The 17,660-nt window shown below is 54.1% G+C and carries 15 protein-coding genes; 10 read left to right on the top strand and 5 right to left on the bottom strand.

What is annotated here, in order from left to right:
- The first annotated feature begins 27 nt into the window (after positions 1-27).
- The 8 genes from ACUW6V_RS04070 (at position 28) to ACUW6V_RS04105 (ending at position 8,883) form a co-directional block, all read left to right on the top strand.
- Positions 28-888, top strand: a complete 861-nt coding sequence (locus ACUW6V_RS04070) for a hypothetical protein (protein ID WP_097565820.1) — start codon at positions 28-30, stop codon at positions 886-888.
- 24 nt (positions 889-912) lie between these two features.
- Positions 913-1,623: an ABC transporter ATP-binding protein gene (locus ACUW6V_RS04075; RefSeq protein WP_069682995.1), complete on the top strand. Its 711-nt coding sequence runs from the start codon at positions 913-915 to the stop codon at positions 1,621-1,623.
- On the top strand, positions 1,583-2,860 hold the full coding sequence (locus ACUW6V_RS04080) for an ABC transporter permease (protein ID WP_454038023.1): 1,278 nt from the start codon (positions 1,583-1,585) through the stop codon (positions 2,858-2,860). The genes ACUW6V_RS04075 and ACUW6V_RS04080 overlap by 41 nt, the downstream gene beginning before the upstream one ends.
- Positions 2,763-4,334 (top strand): TolC family protein, encoded by a 1,572-nt coding sequence (locus tag ACUW6V_RS04085; protein WP_454038024.1) that lies wholly within the window; start codon positions 2,763-2,765, stop codon positions 4,332-4,334. Before ACUW6V_RS04080 ends, ACUW6V_RS04085 begins: the two co-directional genes overlap by 98 nt.
- Positions 4,327-5,601, top strand: a complete 1,275-nt coding sequence (locus ACUW6V_RS04090; protein ID WP_076727347.1) for an efflux RND transporter periplasmic adaptor subunit — start codon at positions 4,327-4,329, stop codon at positions 5,599-5,601. The genes ACUW6V_RS04085 and ACUW6V_RS04090 overlap by 8 nt, the downstream gene beginning before the upstream one ends.
- Before the next feature lie 154 nt (positions 5,602-5,755).
- Positions 5,756-7,789, top strand: a complete 2,034-nt coding sequence (gene metG, locus ACUW6V_RS04095; RefSeq protein ID WP_454038025.1) for a methionine--tRNA ligase — start codon at positions 5,756-5,758, stop codon at positions 7,787-7,789.
- A 180-nt stretch (positions 7,790-7,969) separates the two neighbouring features.
- Entirely contained in the window at positions 7,970-8,713 is a 744-nt protein-coding gene (locus tag ACUW6V_RS04100; RefSeq protein ID WP_004388657.1) for a MerR family transcriptional regulator, read from the top strand.
- Between the two features lie 59 nt (positions 8,714-8,772).
- Positions 8,773-8,883, top strand: coding sequence for a protein YohO (locus tag ACUW6V_RS04105; protein WP_004388656.1), 111 nt, complete (start codon positions 8,773-8,775; stop codon positions 8,881-8,883).
- Here the strand turns inward: ACUW6V_RS04105 and ACUW6V_RS04110 are convergent.
- From ACUW6V_RS04110 to bglX, 5 genes are all read right to left on the bottom strand, one after another.
- Complete coding sequence (locus tag ACUW6V_RS04110) at positions 8,861-9,592, bottom strand: ABC transporter permease (RefSeq protein ID WP_007869323.1); 732 nt, start codon at positions 9,590-9,592, stop codon at positions 8,861-8,863. The two genes, ACUW6V_RS04105 and ACUW6V_RS04110, sit on opposite strands and share 23 nt — an antisense overlap.
- Entirely contained in the window at positions 9,585-10,526 is a 942-nt protein-coding gene (locus ACUW6V_RS04115; protein ID WP_454038026.1) for an ABC transporter ATP-binding protein, read from the bottom strand. Before ACUW6V_RS04115 ends, ACUW6V_RS04110 begins: the two co-directional genes overlap by 8 nt.
- Entirely contained in the window at positions 10,519-11,676 is a 1,158-nt protein-coding gene (locus ACUW6V_RS04120) for an ABC transporter permease (RefSeq protein WP_454038027.1), read from the bottom strand. The genes ACUW6V_RS04115 and ACUW6V_RS04120 overlap by 8 nt, the downstream gene beginning before the upstream one ends.
- A 29-nt stretch (positions 11,677-11,705) precedes the next feature.
- A complete protein-coding gene (osmF, locus tag ACUW6V_RS04125; protein WP_454038028.1) occupies positions 11,706-12,614 on the bottom strand; it encodes a glycine betaine ABC transporter substrate-binding protein OsmF in 909 nt (302 codons plus the stop codon).
- A 156-nt stretch (positions 12,615-12,770) separates the two neighbouring features.
- Complete coding sequence (gene bglX, locus ACUW6V_RS04130; RefSeq protein ID WP_454038029.1) at positions 12,771-15,068, bottom strand: beta-glucosidase BglX; 2,298 nt, start codon at positions 15,066-15,068, stop codon at positions 12,771-12,773.
- A gap of 193 nt (positions 15,069-15,261) precedes the next feature.
- On the opposite strand from bglX, the gene dld reads away from it, so the two are divergent.
- Positions 15,262-17,013 carry a D-lactate dehydrogenase gene (gene dld / locus ACUW6V_RS04135; RefSeq protein ID WP_454038030.1) on the top strand — a complete coding sequence of 584 codons (1,752 nt, stop codon included), beginning with the start codon at positions 15,262-15,264 and terminating at the stop codon, positions 17,011-17,013.
- A 92-nt stretch (positions 17,014-17,105) separates the two neighbouring features.
- On the top strand, positions 17,106-17,660 hold the full coding sequence (locus tag ACUW6V_RS04140) for a GNAT family N-acetyltransferase (RefSeq protein ID WP_015386497.1): 555 nt from the start codon (positions 17,106-17,108) through the stop codon (positions 17,658-17,660).

Below are 17,660 nucleotides of genomic sequence, written 5' to 3' on the forward strand. Positions count from 1 at the left end.
TAACCACAGGCGAGAGGGATATCAATTATGATGATCAATCAATCATACGTAACATACAAACAGATGCAGGATACGTCAGGCACCCGTTTGAAAACCATTTCCTCTCAGCCTGTTAAATTAAACAGAACACAAGAAAATACAGAGTCAGCGATTGCGAACATTAGCTTTAGTGGTAAAGGGATAATGATGTCTCGCCTTTTTGGTGACAGTGATTCTACCCCTCCTGTTCAAACACAGCTAAATGTTAATAACATGAATATGTCTTCTGTTAATTTTTTAACTACTCAAGATCGGAGTATATTATCTGACTTATACGAGCAGGCTCAAAATGAGGGTGCTGACTTGAGATATGTTGACGACTTAGCGCATGACCTGGGAACGTATCGAATGTTTAACGGTGTAATGGCAAACGTCAATGATGGAACCATGTTTGATATGGAAGGACATCAGCAAACCTTCATATTTACAGAAGCTGATACTGCTACTGCAACAAGAATTAAAAGTAGTAAAGGCTTTTCCGGCTCCGTTCTTGACACAGGCTTTTTGAACTATGAATTAGACGCAGGCTATTCATTTTCGCACAAAGCCAATTTCGATTTCCTTGAAGCAGTGGTAAATGGTCAAAATTTGGGTGCTAAATTCGCTACTTACGAGGGTAAAGGACAAAAAAATTATATTATTGAAACTGCCAGTGAAGTGACATTAAAAACGGAAGAACCAGACTGGCGTAACGTCAATGGCGTATTCACTGTCACGGAGAAAGGACTGAAAAATGGCTTCAGTTTGGTTGATGGGAAATTGCTCCATGATCCCCAGAGCTTCCTTACCACTTCTTTCCCGGAAAACAAAACACTATTAGACGCATTTATTTCTCAGAAATGGAGTTGAGATGAAAAGATAAAATCACGAACAATGACAGAGGTTCAATACAATAAAGATATAATTTGCCTGAGAAATATTTCTCATTCATATCCTAAAGACCTTTCCCGGCAGGTTATATTAAATAACATTTCATTGTCAATTCCCCATGGTCAAAGTTGCGCTATTGTTGGCGCTTCAGGATCAGGGAAAAGCACGTTGCTCAACATCATTGGCCTTTTAGATAAACCTAATGTTGGAAGTGTATTTATCAATGGCACTGAAATGTCACAAGCTAATAGTGAAATAAGAGCAATAGCCAGAAACCAAATCATTGGCTTTGTCTTTCAAAGCTATAATCTTTTACCACGCCTTACAATATTAGATAACGTCGCATTACCGCTTTTCTATCGCGGCGTATCTAAATCAAATGCCTATAAGGCAGCGAAGATACAGCTGAATCGTGTTGGGCTAAGCGACAAAATCCAGTATAAACCCGCCGATCTCTCAGGTGGGCAGCGCCAGCGTGTGGCTATCGCACGATCATTAATAGGCGAACCCATATTGTTGTTGGCCGATGAGCCTACCGGTAATCTCGATAGCAAAAATGCCGAAGGCATTATTAATTTATTAATGTCACTAAATCAAACAGAAAAAACAACACTTCTGTTAGTGACGCACGATAAAAACCTTGCTGGCTGTATGTCTCGTTGTATAGAAGTACATGATGGTACTATCAGTGAAAGATCTCATGCCAACGGCTAAACGCAATACATTCATATACTCAGAATTAAAACTCGTCTATGGTCCATCTTGCTTACACATTTTACGAGAATCTCTGGAAAACTTAAGGCTCCTCGGTCGTCGTGCATTTCTGGCTCTCATTGGAATCGCTATAGGTTGTATGGCCGTCGTTGCGTTACTAAATATTGGTCACAATGCGCAATTACAGGCAATGAGCGTCTTCAAGGGGATGGGTACCGATATGATTGCAGCGACTATTCAACTGCCTGTTGGTAATCGAAACGAGACAATTTCGGTTAATACAACCTTAAATACCAGTGATTTAAACACACTGATTCCTGAAACAATTGCAGTAGCCCCTTTAGTCTCAGCAAATATAGATGCTCTTTTCAAAGGACAAGTATTGAACGTAACAACGATAGGGAGCACTGATAAATTATCAGATGTTTTGGGCCTGCATCTCAAAGTGGGACGATTTCTTAGCATATATGATACGGGGAATACTTATGCAGTTCTGGGAGGAAATATCGCTAATCAATTGGAAAATGCAGGGAAAGACATCAAGCCGGGGGATCATATTCAGCTTGCCGGGTACCTTTTCGAGGTAATAGGGATAATCAAAAGTGATGAGCAAAACCCATTGGTACCTTTTTCCGTTAATGATTCCATTTTTGTGCCCATAGACAGTATGCGTCGTATATTTCCTAATCCATACATTACAAGTGTTCTTGTTCGTAATCATGATTATGAGCACGTCGTTCAAAATGCCCATATTTTACGCAACTGGCTAGCAAAAAAAATTTCCGGTTTTGAAATAAGCGTACAATTCCCTCAACAATTACTTAAAGGTATGGAAAAACATTCACGCCTGTTTTCCTGGTTCCTTTCTGGTCTTGGAGGAATAGCGCTTTTGGTTGGTGGAGTCGGTGTTATGAATGTTATGGTGATGAACGTTGCTGAAAGGCGTCGTGAAATTGGCGTCCGTATAGCGTTAGGAGCCAGACCTAAAGATATCGCATTACTTTTCTTAATTGAATCCACCGTTCTTACTGGTCTGGGAGCACTTACCGGCGCACTTATGGGCCTTATTACCGCCTGGTTATTTGTCTATTACTCTGGCTGGGGAACTTTCTCATTATATCCCTCAGGTTTTATGCTGGGTGTTGGCGGCGCAGCAATTACAGGGCTTTTATTTGGGCTATCGCCAGCAGTCTCTGCGGCGCGTTTATCTCCTGTCCAGGCATTACGTGATGATTAAAATTTTAATAGCAATATCAATACTATTTGTGCCTGTCAGTGTAGATGCTTATTTGTTTTCAAATGAACAGGCTGTTTCTGCCGGGCAAGAAAAAAATTTAACTTTTAACTCCCCAGACATCTCATTGCATGCACAGAAAATTGAAATGACATTGGGAGATGCTATTTATTTGGGACTCCGAAACAATCGTGCTATACGTAGCGCTTATTTGAACCGTATTTCTCAGAAATTTGATCTTACAGTGTCTCAAGACAGATTCAACCCGAAATTGACGCTTAGCGGCAATTATCTTGCCACATATAACCAGGATGACCGTTATCGTCAGGGGGCTGTGTCTCCAAAAACCACTATCCTGACACCTTATGGTTCAAGAGTAAGCCTTGGATGGAACTATATTAATACAAAAGCGAATATGGCTGGCTTTTCCACAAACGATGGTGCCAGCATCACTGTCATTCAACCTTTACTGCGTGGTGCCGGTAAAAATATTGCAACAGCACCTGTTCGCTTGGCACAACTGAGTGAGCAAATTAACCGGCTTAATTTAAAATCAATAATTTCACAAACTGTCACCGGGATCATTACTTCTTACAGAGCATTATTGCAGGCACAAGAGCAGCTAAAAATTGCTCGCGAATCTCTTAATCGATCACATAAATTAGTTGATGTTAACCGGGCAATGATTGCTGCAGGAAGAATGGCTGAATTTGAGATTGTACAGGCAGAAGCTGAGGTTGCCTCTCAGGAACTAAATTTTGAACAAGCCCGTAATGACCTTGACGCAAAGCGTCTGGAGTTATTGCAATTACTCTCTCTCGATTTAAACACGCCAATAGAAGCAACCGAATCACTTCAGGCACATGATACAAAAGTTGATGTTGTACAGGCTATAAAGCAAGCAGAATACTCCCAGCCGCAATGGCTCATTAAGCTTATTGAAAATGAGCAGGCAAATATTGACCTGGCAGTAGCTCACAATAATAGCCAATGGGATGTATCCCTTGTTGGTGGAGCGAATCAAGTGCGCAGACGAGATAATCAGTCTGGGGTATCCAGGACATGGGAGAACTACGTAGGCATACAGGTCGAAATACCGGTCAATGACATGAGTATCCACCAGGCAGAAGTACAGGCCAGGGTAAATGTACGTAACAGTGGAATCCAGCTTGCCGAAGCTCACCAGCAACTGGAGCGAGAGGTAACGAACGCAGTGCGAGATATTAACGCTCGCTGGCGGCAATATGAAATCTCGCAACGTGCTCGAGATCTATCCCTTCGTAAGCTGGAGATCGAACGTGAGAAACTTACCGTAGGACGTTCAAGTAACTTCCAGGTATTGAGTTATGAAAATGATCTTCGCAATGCTGAAAATGCGCGTCTGAATACGCTAATAAATTATCTTAATGCCCAGGCTGAACTGGATCAGCAACTGGGTACTACCCTGCAAAGTTGGGACATAACAATTAATGATTAATTTTCCTTTAGCATCTAAATATTTAACAACAGCGCGCCTGAAGCCTTTTTTACTATTTTTTTTAGTTATAGCATTTATTACTGGCTTGGGGCTAATATTACTAAAGGAAGATGAGCAAAAAGTTCAAGTCGTTGATAAAAATTGGCTTCAGATAAGACCAGAAAGGCTGGAGCAAAATATTGGACTGGTTGGGCGTATTGAGGCAGTACGTCAGCAAACTCTTTCAGCTCCGTTTGAAGGTGTCATTAAAGAAATAATGGTACAGGAAGGTCAACGTGTTGCGGCTAATCAGATACTGGCTCACATTAATCCTGAGCAAATTCAAATCCAGTTACGTCAGGCACAGGGAGATTTGTTAAAGGCACAGCGAGAACTGCATCAATTAAAAAACTGGAGCAACAGCCCAGACGTTGTCCGGGCCAGGAGAGCCTTAAAGGCCTCACAGGATAGCTTGAATGCAACATATGCAAATTTGCGGGAAACGCAATTATTATTCAAACGCGGCATCGTTGCCCGTATGGAGGTTGATTCGCTTGAAGCGCAATTACGTTCTCAACAACAAGATTTATCCGCCTCTCAGGATGAACTCAATGTTATTGAACTGAAAGGCCAGGGTGAAGAGTATGAACTTGCCAGGTTAAATCTGGTTAATGCACAAGCGCGATTTCAAATGTTGCTCGCCCAATCTCAACGCCAAATTATCACAGCGCCTTTTGCAGGGGTTATAGTTCGACAGTCACCGATGGAAAATAGTAAAAAAATCGTTATTCAGCCAGGAATGACGGTAAACCAGGGAACACCCCTTTTAACTCTTGTCAGTCTTGATCATTTGCAGGTCGTGACAAAAGTCGAAGAGTCAGACATACATAGAATACATGAAGGCATGCCAGTAAAAATAACCGGAGATGGATTTGTCGGAGAAGAGTTGGAGGGTCATGTCAGCGCTATTGCCGTTCAGAGTGATGCAGCAGATGCTTCAGGAATGTCGGTCTATTACGATGTCATCATTTCAGTAGATACGCCATCAAAAGGAGCCAGAATAGGTATGAGTGCACATCTGGCGATAATACTTTATATGAATGAGAAGGGAATTGCCGTTCCCCCGGAGGCGCTGCATCAGGATATCAACGGGGTTACATGGGTAAACTATCGTGCTGCAGAGGAAGGCCCCATAAAAAAAATTGAAGTTAAAACCGGTAAATCGGTTGTACAAGGTATTGAGGTAAAAGGACTGGAAGCAGGCTATATTGAGGTTCCCTTAAAATAAGCTAACGCATTCTGTCTGTTCATTATGTATAACGAGCGTAGAACAGGAGCGTTTATCGTCATTTTTGCGCGCTTTTGCCGCCGCGCGGTACTCAACGCGGGTGGATTCGGGTACTATGACTGCCCCATTTGCCACAGAAGACGTAATACTCACTATGACTCAAGTCGCGAAAAAAATTCTGGTAACGTGCGCGCTGCCGTACGCCAACGGCTCCATCCACCTCGGCCATATGCTGGAGCACATCCAGGCTGATGTCTGGGTCCGTTACCAGCGAATGCGCGGCCACGAGGTTAATTTCATCTGCGCCGACGACGCCCACGGCACGCCTATCATGCTCAAGGCCCAGCAGCTTGGCATTACGCCGGAGCAGATGATTGCCGAGATGAGCAAAGAGCATCAGACCGATTTTGCGGGCTTTAACATCAGCTATGACAACTATCACTCTACGCACAGTGACGAAAACCGCGTGCTGTCGGAGCTGATTTATACTCGCCTCAAAGAAAACGGCTTTATTAAAAACCGTACCATTTCGCAGCTCTACGACCCGGAAAAAGGCATGTTCCTGCCGGACCGTTTTGTAAAAGGCACCTGCCCGAAATGTAAATCCCCGGATCAGTACGGTGATAACTGCGAAGTCTGCGGCGCGACCTACAGCCCGACGGAGCTTATCGAGCCGAAATCGGTCGTTTCCGGCGCCACGCCGGTGATGCGTGATTCTGAACACTTCTTCTTCGATCTGCCGTCGTTCAGCGAAATGCTGCAGGCGTGGACCCGCTCCGGCGCGCTCCAGGAGCAGGTGGCGAACAAAATGCAGGAGTGGTTTGAATCCGGCCTGCAGCAGTGGGATATCTCCCGCGACGCGCCCTACTTCGGTTTTGAAATCCCGAACGCGCCGGGCAAATATTTTTACGTCTGGCTGGATGCGCCTATCGGCTACATGGGCTCGTTCAAAAATCTGTGCGACAAGCGCGGCGATACCGTGAGCTTTGACGAGTACTGGAAAAAAGATTCTGACGCCGAGCTGTATCACTTCATCGGTAAAGATATCGTCTACTTCCACAGCCTGTTCTGGCCTGCAATGCTCGAAGGCAGCGGTTTCCGTAAACCGACCAACCTGTTTGTCCACGGCTACGTGACGGTCAACGGCGCGAAAATGTCTAAATCGCGCGGCACGTTCATCAAGGCCAGCACCTGGCTGAACCATTTCGACGCCGACAGCCTGCGCTACTACTACGCGGCGAAGCTCTCCTCCCGCATCGACGATATCGACCTGAATCTGGAAGATTTCGTGCAGCGTGTGAACGCCGACATCGTCAACAAAGTGGTCAACCTGGCGTCGCGCAACGCGGGCTTTATCGCCAAACGTTTTGACGGTGAATTAGCCGCTGAACTGGCTGATCCGGCGCTCTACCAGACCTTCACCGACGCCGCAGCCGTGATTGGCGAGGCATGGGAGAGCCGTGAGTTTGGTAAGGCTATCCGCGAAATCATGGCGCTTGCTGATCTCGCGAACCGCTACGTGGATGAGCAGGCACCGTGGGTAGTTGCCAAACAGGAAGGCCGCGACGCCGATCTGCAGGCGATTTGCTCTATGGGTATCAACCTGTTCCGCGTGCTGATGACCTACCTGAAGCCGGTACTGCCGGAGCTGTGCGCCCGTGCCGAAGCGTTCCTGAATGTCGAGCTGACCTGGGATGGCGTAAACGCCCCGCTGCTCGGCCATAAAGTGAACAGCTTTAAAGCACTCTATAACCGTATTGAGATGAAACAGGTGGAGGCGTTAGTGGAAGCATCCAAAGAAGAAGTGAAAGCGGCGACGGCACCTGCGACTGGCGAGCTGGCGGAAAACCCGATTCAGGAGACCATCACGTTTGACGATTTCGCGAAAATCGACCTGCGCGTGGCGCTGATTGAAAACGCGGAATTTGTGGACGGCTCTGACAAACTGCTGCGCCTGACGCTGGATCTGGACGGCGAAAAACGTAACGTCTTCTCCGGCATCCGCTCCGCCTACCCGGACCCGCAAGCGCTGATTGGCCGTCTGACCGTTATGGTGGCGAACCTCGCGCCGCGTAAAATGCGTTTCGGTATCTCAGAAGGCATGGTGATGGCCGCAGGCCCTGGCGGGAAAGATATCTTCCTGTTAAGCCCGGACAGCGGCGCGAAGCCAGGCCAGCAGGTGAAATAACCTGACGCCCAGCGCGCCAGCAGCGCCATAAAACGAAGGGGAGATGCTTATCTCCCCTTTTTTCGTCCAGCGTCGTGGTTATCGCCTTTTTGCCTGCGGGATACAGGATACAAACTCTTTTTCCCGGTTCGTGCATCACCTACTACATTTAACGGGTACCATTCCCCGAAGAGAACCAGTATGGCGTTATATACGATTGGCGAAGTGGCCGATCTCTGTGAAGTTAACCCCGTGACGCTGCGCGCGTGGCAGCGCCGTTACGGACTGCTTAAACCCGTGCGCACCGACGGCGGCCACCGTTTGTTCAGCGAGGCGGATATCGACCGTATCCGCGAAATCAAACACTGGATTGAGCAAGGCGTTCAGGTCAGTAAAGTCAAAACCCTGTTAAGCCAGGACAGCGCCGATGAGCCGGAAGGCTGGCGCGAGCGCCAGGAGATGCTGCTTGCGAAACTGCGCAGCGGCAACCCGGGCCAGGTGCGGCACTGGGTAAGCGAATTAGGACGCGACTACCCGGCCCAGATGCTGGTGCGCCATCTCTACACCCCGCTGCGCCGCCGGATGCAGCTACAGCACGCCACGCTGCATGCGCTCTTAAGCCTGCTGGATGGCATTCTAATTAACTACATCGCGCTTTGTCTGCAGTCCGCATGGAAAAAGCCGGGCAACGACGCGCTGGTGGTCGGCTGGAATCATCAGGATGCGACGCAAATCTGGCTCGCGGCCTGGGTGGCGGTGCAAAAAGGCTGGCGGGTGGATGTGCTGGCGCAACCGCTGGTGCAACTGCGCCCTGAACTCTTTCCTGGCAGAACGCTGCTGGTGTGGTGCGGCGAACCGCCCGCGGCGCGTCAGCTTGAGCAAATTGCCGCCTGGCATGCGCAGGGCCACGCCATTTTCTCGCTCCATGAACCGGAAACCATTTAAAGGTTCATTAACAGGCGCGCTTCACCGTATACTTACGCGGTTAACATAAGGAGCAACGCATGAAATTTGTCAGAATCGGGCTTATCACCGGCATGGTCCTGATGGCCATTGGCGGTATCGGCGGCGTTATGCTGGCCGGCTACACCGTTATCCTGCATTCCGGTTCATAACCCGCGCCAGACGCTCAAAGAGCCGGTCCACCAGAACCGCCGCCAGCGCCACCAGCACCGCACCCTGAATCACATACGCCGTGTTAAACCCACTCAGGCCGATGATAATCGGGGTGCCGAGCGTGCTGGCTCCCACAGTGGAGGCAATGGTGGCAGTGCCGATATTAATAATCACCGACGTGCGTATCCCCGCCAGCATCACGCCAGACGCCAGCGGCAACTCGACTTTGCGTAGGATCTGAGCGCGGCTCATGCCGACGCCCCGCGCCACCTCTTTCACGTCCTCCGGCACCGCGCTTAAGCCCGCAAGCGTGCCCTGCAACACCGGCAACAGGCCGTAAAGAATAAGCGCGACAATCGCGGGCTCCCGCCCGAAGCCCATTACCGGCACCGCAATCGCCAGCACCGCCACTGGCGGGAACGTCTGACCGGCGGCGGCGAGCGTTTCGGCGAGCGCGCGAAACTCACGCCCCCACGGGCGCGTCACCGCAATCCCCACCGCGACGCCGCAGGCGACCGACACCGCGCCTGCCGCCGCCACCAGCCCGAGATGCGAAAGCGTGAGCGCGACAAAGCTTTCCTGAAGATAGACCGGGCGCGCCAGTCCGGGAAACAGCCAGTGAAACAGCCCTTCGCTGTGCGGCATCGCCAGCAGCAGCGCGACAAACAGCAGCGCCAGCCAGAGCAGCGGATCGCGCAGTCTATTCACCCCGCGCCTCCCGCTGATTCACCAGATGGCGAAAGCGCAGCACGCCGCGGTGCGCGCCGTTTGCATCCACCACAGACAGCGCTTCGCACTGGCGTTCGACAAACACTGACATCGCCTCGCGCAGCGTTAAGGTTTCTGCCACCGGCGCGCCGTCGACCATGCCAGGCTCAATGAAATCCCCCACCTGTTTGAGCGACAACAGCCGCACGCCAAGCTCGCTGCGCCCGAAAAAGTCACGCACGAAGTCATTGCGCGGCGCGGTGAGCAGCGCCAGCGGCGTGCCCTGCTGCACCACTTCGCCGTTATCCATCAGCACCAGATGCTCAGCAAGCCCCAGCGCCTCGTCGATGTCATGCGTCACCAGCACAATCGTGCGCCCGAGCAACTGATGTATGCGGCGCATCTCCTGTTGCAGCGCGCTGCGCGTGACCGGATCGAGCGCGCCGAACGGCTCGTCCATCAGTAATACTTCCGGGTCAGCCGCCAGCGCGCGCGCCACGCCGACGCGCTGCTGCTGGCCACCTGAGAGCTGATGCGGGTAGCGATCGCGAAATGCGTCAGGCGTGAGCCCAAGCAGCGCGAGCAGTTCATCCACCCGCGCCTGAATGCGCGCCTTCGGCCACTTCAGCAGCTGCGGCACCGTCGCGACGTTTTGCGCCACCGTCCAGTGCGGAAACAGCCCGACCGACTGGATCGCATACCCCATGCGCCGGCGTAGCGCTTCGGGCGAAAACTGGCGGATCTCCTCGCCCGCGAAGCGGATTTCGCCCGCGTCGTGCTCCACCAGACGATTAATCATCTTGAGCGTGGTGGATTTACCGGAGCCGGAGGTGCCGATAAGCACTGAAAACGCGCCTTCGGCGAACGTCAGGCTTAAGTCTTTCACCGCCGCGCCGCCGTTGTAAAACTTGCTGACCTGCTTAAATTCAATCATTTCTTTTTGTCTCCAGCGCGCCGATGGCGAGCGTAAACAGCGCGTCCAGCACCACCGCCAGCGCCACGACCGGGATAACGCCAAGCAGCACCAGATCGAGCGCGCTGCTAAGCAACCCCTGAAAAACCAGCGCGCCGAAGCCGCCTGCGCCAATCAGCGCGGCCACCACCGCCATACCGACCGTCTGCACCGCCACCACACGCAGGCTGCGCAGCCAGACGGGCAGCGCCAGCGGTACGTCGACATGCCATAAGCGCTGCCAGGCGGACATTCCCACCCCGCGGGCGCTCTCCCGCACCGCGTCGGGCACCTGCCCGAGCCCGGCCACCACGCCGCGCACCAGCGGCAGCAGCGCATAGAGCGTGAGCGCAATCAGCGCAGGCGCAAGCCCGGTGCCGGAGACGCCCAGCGCGCCGAGCGCCGGAAACGCCTGCGCCAGCCCCGCAAGCGGGGCCATCAACAGGCCAAAGAGCGCCACAGACGGCACCGTCTGAATAATATTGAGCGCAGCGAACAGTCCCGGCTGCCAGCGCGGGCGTCGGTGACACAAAATGCCGAGCGGCAGCCCGATAACAATAGCGGGTGCCAGCGTGCCGAAAAGCAGCGTCAGGTGGCGCGCGGTGGCGTCATCAAACACCGTCTGGCGGTTGGCGTATTCTTTTAGTAGCGACAGCGCATCAAAATGACCGCTCAGCAGAAGCCAGAGCGGCGCAATCCAGATCTGCACCTGTAACAGCCAGCGCCCGAGCGGCTGGCGCGTCAGCCTGCCGATGGCGTCGCTGGCGGCAAGTAAGGAGACCGCGAGCATCAGCCACAGGCCGCTGCCGGGCGAGGTGCGCGCCAGACGGCTGCCGGTTTCGGCAAGCCGCGTCGCCTCTTCGCCGGTCACCACCAGCAGCGTGATAAAAAGCGCCTGCGCCGTAACCAGAATCAGCAGCGCGCCCGGTTTTCCGGGGACAAAAGCGAGTAAACAGAGCAAGACCGGCAGCGCCCATAATGCGGGCGTGGCGGCAGGGAAAAGCCCGGAGAGAGCAAGCGGCGCGCCGGAGACCAGCCGGTTCGGCGCGTAATTTAAAAAAGGCAACAGGGCGGCGGCGGCCAGAAGGACCGCCAGCAGCACCAGCACCCGGTTATGGCATCTGATTGACAAAACGTATCCCGAGGCAAACGCCGGTGGCGTTATTTCACCAGTCCTTTTTCTTTGAGCCACTGCGACGCCACTTTACCGGCATCCAGCCCTTCTACCGCGATCTGCGCGTTCAGCTCCTGAAGCGTTTTCTCATCCAGCGCTTTAAAGACCGGCTCAAACCACTGCGGCATATCCGGGTACGCTTTCAGCACCGCTTCGCGCACGACCGGCGCGGGCGCGTAAACCGGCTGCACGCCTTTCGGATCGGTGAGCGTTTGCAGGCCGAGCGCCGCCACCGGACCATCGGTGCCATAAGCCATCGCGGCGTTAACGCCGGAGGTCTGCTGGGCCGCCGCTTTGATAGTCACCGCGGTATCACCACCCGCGAGCGACAGCATCTGGTCCTGGTTAAGCTTAAACTGGTAGGCTTTTTCAAAGGCCGGCAGCGCGTCCGGGCGCTCGATAAACTCCGCCGACGCGGCGAGTTTGAACGTCCCGCCCTCTTTCAGATAGCGGCTAAGGTCGGCAAGCGAGATTAGCTTGTTTTTCTGCGCCAGGTCCTGACGCACCGCGATAGTCCAGGTGTTGTTCGCCGCCGCAGGCGTCAGCCAGATAAGCTTGTTCTGTTCGGCGTCGAGCTTTTTGACTTTCTCATAGCCCTGCTGCGCGTTTTTCCACGCAGGAGAGTTCTCCTGCTTAAAGAAAAACGCCCCGTTGCCGGTGTATTCCGGGTAGATATCCAGCTCACCGGAGGTGATCGCTCCGCGCACGACCGGCGTGGTGCCCAGCTGGATTTTGTTGACCGTTTTCACGCCGTGGCTTTCCAGCACCTGCAAAATCACGTTGCCGAGCAGCGCGCCTTCGGTGTCGATTTTCGAGCCCACTTTCACCGGCTCGGCCGCCTGCGCGCCTGCCGCCAGCAGTACCAGGCCTGCCGCGCTCCAGAGTTTTAGCCTCATGATTTTCCTCTTTTATCCGCTTCGCTAAGGGCTTAAGAGAAAAGCGTAGTTGATAAATCTCAGGGGGAAAGGGAAAAGACGGGAAATGGCATTTTTTAACGGGCGATGAGCATAAAAAAGGGCCGGTTTCCCGGCCCTCTGACAATCGACAACCGCTTACAGCAGTTCGAATTCGCCCTGCTTCACGCGGGCGGAATCCAGCCCGATGAAGACGTTGAATTTGCCAGGCTCCGCGTCATATTTCATGCGCTGGTTCCAGAATTTCAGCGCGTCGATATCGATCGGGAAGCTGACGGTCTGGCTTTCGCCCGGCTTCAGCGTGATTTTCTCAAAGCCGCGCAGCTGTTTCACCGGACGGCTCATGGAGGCCGTGACGTCCTGGAGATACATCTGCACTGCGGTAGCACCTTCGCGCTTGCCGGTGTTGGTCACCGTTACGCTGGCGGTCACTCTGCCGTCACGCTTCATGGTCGGCGCGGAGAGCTTCACGTCGGAAACGCTGAACGTGGTGTAGCTCAGGCCGTAGCCGAACGGATAGAGCGGGCCGTTGGCTTCGTCAAAGTAGCGCGAGGTGTATTTGTTCGGTTTTTCCGGGTTGTACGGACGGCCCGTGTTGAGGTGGCTGTAGTACACCGGGATCTGCCCGACCGAGCGCGGGAAGGAGATGGGCAGCTTGCCTGACGGGTTGTAGTCGCCAAACAGCACGTCGGCGATGGCGTTACCGCCTTCGGTCCCGGCAAACCAGGTTTCCAGAATCGCATCGGCCTGCTGATCTTCTTTCACCAGCGCCAGCGGACGACCGTTCATCAGTACCAGCACCAGCGGTTTGCCGGTCGCTTTCAGCGCGCTGATAAGATCACGCTGGCTCTGCGGAATGGTGAGATCGGTACGGCTGGATGCCTCATGCGCCATGCCCTGCGCTTCGCCCACGACCGCCACGACCACGTCAGACTGCTTCGCGACGTTTACCGCCTCGTCAATCATTTCCTTCGGCGTGCGTTTATCCACCACCACCGCCGGCTCGTAGAGATTCAGGAAGTCTACGATGCCCTTATCGTCGGTGACGTTAGCGCCTTTGGCGTAGAGAATTTTGGCCTTATCGCCCGCGACGTTTTTCATGCCCTGCAGCAGCGTGACGGACTGATCGGCCACGCCTGCGGCAGACCAGCTGCCCATCATGTCGCGTTTGCTGTCAGCGAGCGGCCCCACCACCGCGATGGTGCCGGATTTTTTCAGCGGCAGCGTCTCCAGGCGGTTTTTCAGCAGCACCAGGCTTTCGCGCGCCACTTTACGCGCATCGTCGCGGTGCAGGCGGCTTTCAGCGTTGGTGTCTTTCGGGTCGGCGTCTTTCGGCCCCAGATGGCTGTACGGATCGTTAAACAGCCCCATGTCATATTTGACGTTCAGCACGTGACGGGTGGCGTCGTCGAGCTCTGCCATGGTGACTTTGCCGCTCTTGATAAGATTCGGCAGGTATTTGCTGTAGTACTCATCCGCCATACTCATATCGACGCCGGATTTGATCGCCACGCGAACCGCGTCTTTCGGATCGGACGCCGTACCGTGTTTAATCAGCTCTTTAATCGCGCCGTGGTCAGAAATAGTGATGCCTTTAAAGCCCCAGTCGCCGCGCAGCAAGTCTTTCAGCAGCCAGCCGTCGGATGCCGCTGGCGTGCCGTTCAGGGAGTTGAGCGCAATCATCACGCCGCCGCTGCCTGCGTCGAGCGCCTCTTTGTAAGGCGGCATGTAGTCGTTGAAGAGACGCTGAGAGCTCATATCGACGGTGTTGTACTCTTTACCGCCCTCCACCGCGCCGTAAGCGGCGAAGTGTTTCACGCTGGTCATCACCGAATAGCGGTCCGCCGGGCTTTTGCCCTGCATCGACTCAACCATCGTTTTGCCCATCATGCTGGTGAGATAGGTATCTTCACCGAACCCTTCCGAGCCGCGGCCCCAGCGCGGGTCGCGCGTGACGTCGACCATCGGTGCCCAGGTCATGTTCAGACCGTCGTCGGCGGCTTCATATGCCGACACGCGGCCTACGGTTTTTACCGCGTCGAGGTTAAACGAGGAGGCAAGCCCGAGGCTGTTCGGGAAAATGGTGCGCTGGCCATGCAGCACGTCGTAGGCGAAAAACAGCGGGATTTTCAGGCGGCTTAACTGCATCACCTGATCCTGCATCGCGCGGATATCCGGGCGGGTGACGGTGTTGAAAATCGCGCCGACCTGACCTTCTTTGATCATGTCCCGAATCGCTTCTTTCGGGTTATCCGGCCCGACGCTAATCAGACGCAGCTGGCCGATTTTCTCATCGACCGTCATTTTTTTGAGTAAATCGGTGACAAACGCATCCCGCGCTTCGGGCGTCAAAGGATGCTCGCCAAATGGTTCAGACGCCAGGGCCGGTTGCAGCGCAAGGCTCACGGCCATACCCACAGAACAAAGCCATTTCATAGGATTAACTCTCTTTTAGACGCAGCCGCAACGTTGCCGCCACAAAGAATAAGGTGTGCAGTGTGCCATAAGCCTTAGCAGGGAAGAAGCCAAACGCAAGTTTATACGCTGATTTTTCAACCTTTTCGGACTCGTCGCGAAATTCGCGGCTATGCTTAGAGACGTGCGTTTTCTCTGCCACAAGGAGTGGAACATGATCCTGACACCAACCTCCGGTAACCATGAGGTTATCGCGGAGCTGACCCGCATTACCGGCGCCAGCCATCTTCTCACCGACCCGGCCAAAACCGCCCGTTACCGCAAAGGCTTTCGCTCAGGTCAGGGCGAAGCGCTGGCCGTCGTTTTTCCCGGCACGCTGCTGGAATTATGGCGCGTGCTGGAAGTTTGTGTCGCCGCTGACAAAATCATTCTGATGCAGGCGGCTAACACCGGCCTGACGGAAGGCTCGACGCCGAATGGCAACGACTACGATCGCGACATTATCATCATCAGCACGCTGCGCCTCGATAAGCTGCACCTGCTGGATAACGGCGAGCAGATCCTCGCATACCCCGGCACCACGCTCTGGCAGCTGGAGCGCGCGCTCAAGCCACTTGGCCGCGAGCCGCACTCGGTGATTGGCTCCTCCTGCATCGGCGCGTCGGTGATGGGCGGCATCTGTAATAACTCCGGCGGCGCGCTGGTGCACCGCGGCCCCGCCTATACCGAAATGGCGCTGTTCGCGCAGATAGACGACACCGGGCGGCTGCGTCTGGTGAACCATCTGGGCATCGATCTCGGCCAGACGCCGGAGCAGATCCTGGGCCGCCTTGACGATGACCGCATTGACCCAACCGCCGTGCGCCACGACGAACGCCAGGCGTCTGATCGTCATTACATTGAGCGCGTGCGCGACATCGAGGCCGACAGTCCGGCGCGCTACAACGCCAACCCCGAACGGCTCTTTGAAGCCTCCGGCTGCGCCGGTAAGCTCGCGGTGTTCGCGGTGCGTCTTGATACTTTCGAAGCCGAAAAACGCCAGGAGGTGTTTTATATCGGCACCAATCAGCCTGACGTACTGACCCGGATCCGCCGCCATATTCTTGCAAATTTTCAAAGCCTGCCGGTCGCCGGTGAATATATGCACCGCGATATCTACGACATCGCCGAGCGCTACGGGAAAGATACGTTCCTGATGATCAACAAGCTCGGCACCGACAAAATGCCGTTCTTCTTCACGGCGAAAGGCCGCACCGACGCCTGGCTTGAGAAAGTGCCGTTTGTTAAACCGCACTTTACCGACCGCGTAATGCAGAAACTGGGCGGGCTTTTCCCCGGCCACCTGCCGCCGCGCATGAAAAGCTGGCGCGATAAATATGAGCACCATCTGCTGCTGAAAATGGCGGGCGACGGCATTGAAGAAGCGCGCAGCTGGCTGACGAGCTTCTTTAAAGAGGCCGAAGGCGACTTCTTCGCCTGTACGGCGGAAGAAGGCAGCAAAGCGTTTCTGCACCGCTTTGCGGCGGCGGGCGCGGCGGTGCGTTATCACGCGGTGCACGCTGACGAAGTGGAAGATATTCTGGCGCTGGATATCGCGCTGCGGCGCAACGACACCGAGTGGTTCGAGCGCCTGCCGCCGGAAATTGACAGCAAGCTGGTGCACAAGCTCTATTACGGCCACTTCTTCTGCCATGTGTTCCACCAGGATTACATCGTCAAAAAAGGCGTGGATGTGCATGCGCTGAAAGAAGAGATGCTGGCGCTGCTGCGCGAGCGCGGTGCGCAATACCCGGCGGAGCATAACGTCGGCCACCTCTACGAAGCGCCGGAGAGCTTAAAACAATTTTATAAGGCCAATGATCCGACCAACAGCATGAACCCCGGTATTGGTAAAACCTCAAAGCAGAAATACTGGGGTGAACCGGATGGGATCGCACAAACGCCAGGGGAGCAGACCGCCCGCTGATTCTGGCAGGCTGTTTTCTTTTTAAGCACAGGCATAATATATCCTCCATGCCGCCGGAGCCCTCCGGCGGCATGTCTTTTGAGGATACAGGTATGGCTGTTGTGGAAAATCTCACGGCATCAAAAGCCGCGATTCGTGACGTTACGCCGGGGGATATCGACGCCATTCGCGCCATTTATGGCTGGCATGTCGAACACGGCCGCGCCTCCTTTGAAGAAACGCCCCCGACGCTTGATGAGATGACCGCGCGCGTTAATGCCGTCACCGCGCAGGGCTTGCCCTGGCTTGTGGCGGAGATGGACGGCATTGTGGTCGGCTACTGTTACGCATCGCCCTGGCGTGCGCGTCCTGCGTATCGCTATACCCTCGAAGAATCGATTTATATCGACGCCAGCATGGTCGGGCGCGGTATCGGCAGCCGTCTGTTACAGGCGCTTATCGAGCGCTGCGAGCAAGGCCCGTGGCGTCAGCTGATGGCGGTGATTGGCGATGGCGAGAATAATCGCGGCTCGACGCGTCTGCACCGGCTGCTGGGGTTTGAAGTGGTGGGAAGTTTGCGCAGCGTCGGGTTTAAATTCGGCGGCTGGCGCGACACGCTGATTATGCAGCGTCCGCTCAACCAGGGAGACTGGACGCTGCCGGAATAA

The organism is Cronobacter sp. 153480017-3 (genome assembly GCF_053627815.1).

Excerpts from the sequence above, each read along its gene's own strand:
- ACUW6V_RS04115 (WP_454038026.1), bottom strand. The coding sequence starts at position 10,526 with ATGATTGAATTTAAGCAGGTCAGCAAGTTTTACAACGGCGGCGCGGCG.
- ACUW6V_RS04070 (WP_097565820.1), top strand. The coding sequence starts at position 28 with ATGATGATCAATCAATCATACGTAACATACAAACAGATGCAGGATACG.
- ACUW6V_RS04090 (WP_076727347.1), top strand. The coding sequence starts at position 4,327 with ATGATTAATTTTCCTTTAGCATCTAAATATTTAACAACAGCGCGCCTG.
- ACUW6V_RS04140 (WP_015386497.1), top strand. The coding sequence starts at position 17,106 with ATGGCTGTTGTGGAAAATCTCACGGCATCAAAAGCCGCGATTCGTGAC.
- ACUW6V_RS04080 (WP_454038023.1), top strand. The coding sequence starts at position 1,583 with ATGATGGTACTATCAGTGAAAGATCTCATGCCAACGGCTAAACGCAAT.
- dld (WP_454038030.1), top strand. The coding sequence starts at position 15,262 with ATGATCCTGACACCAACCTCCGGTAACCATGAGGTTATCGCGGAGCTG.
- metG (WP_454038025.1), top strand. The coding sequence starts at position 5,756 with ATGACTCAAGTCGCGAAAAAAATTCTGGTAACGTGCGCGCTGCCGTAC.
- ACUW6V_RS04075 (WP_069682995.1), top strand. The coding sequence starts at position 913 with ATGACAGAGGTTCAATACAATAAAGATATAATTTGCCTGAGAAATATT.
- osmF (WP_454038028.1), bottom strand. The coding sequence starts at position 12,614 with ATGAGGCTAAAACTCTGGAGCGCGGCAGGCCTGGTACTGCTGGCGGCA.
- ACUW6V_RS04100 (WP_004388657.1), top strand. The coding sequence starts at position 7,970 with ATGGCGTTATATACGATTGGCGAAGTGGCCGATCTCTGTGAAGTTAAC.
- bglX (WP_454038029.1), bottom strand. The coding sequence starts at position 15,068 with ATGAAATGGCTTTGTTCTGTGGGTATGGCCGTGAGCCTTGCGCTGCAA.
- ACUW6V_RS04105 (WP_004388656.1), top strand. The coding sequence starts at position 8,773 with ATGAAATTTGTCAGAATCGGGCTTATCACCGGCATGGTCCTGATGGCC.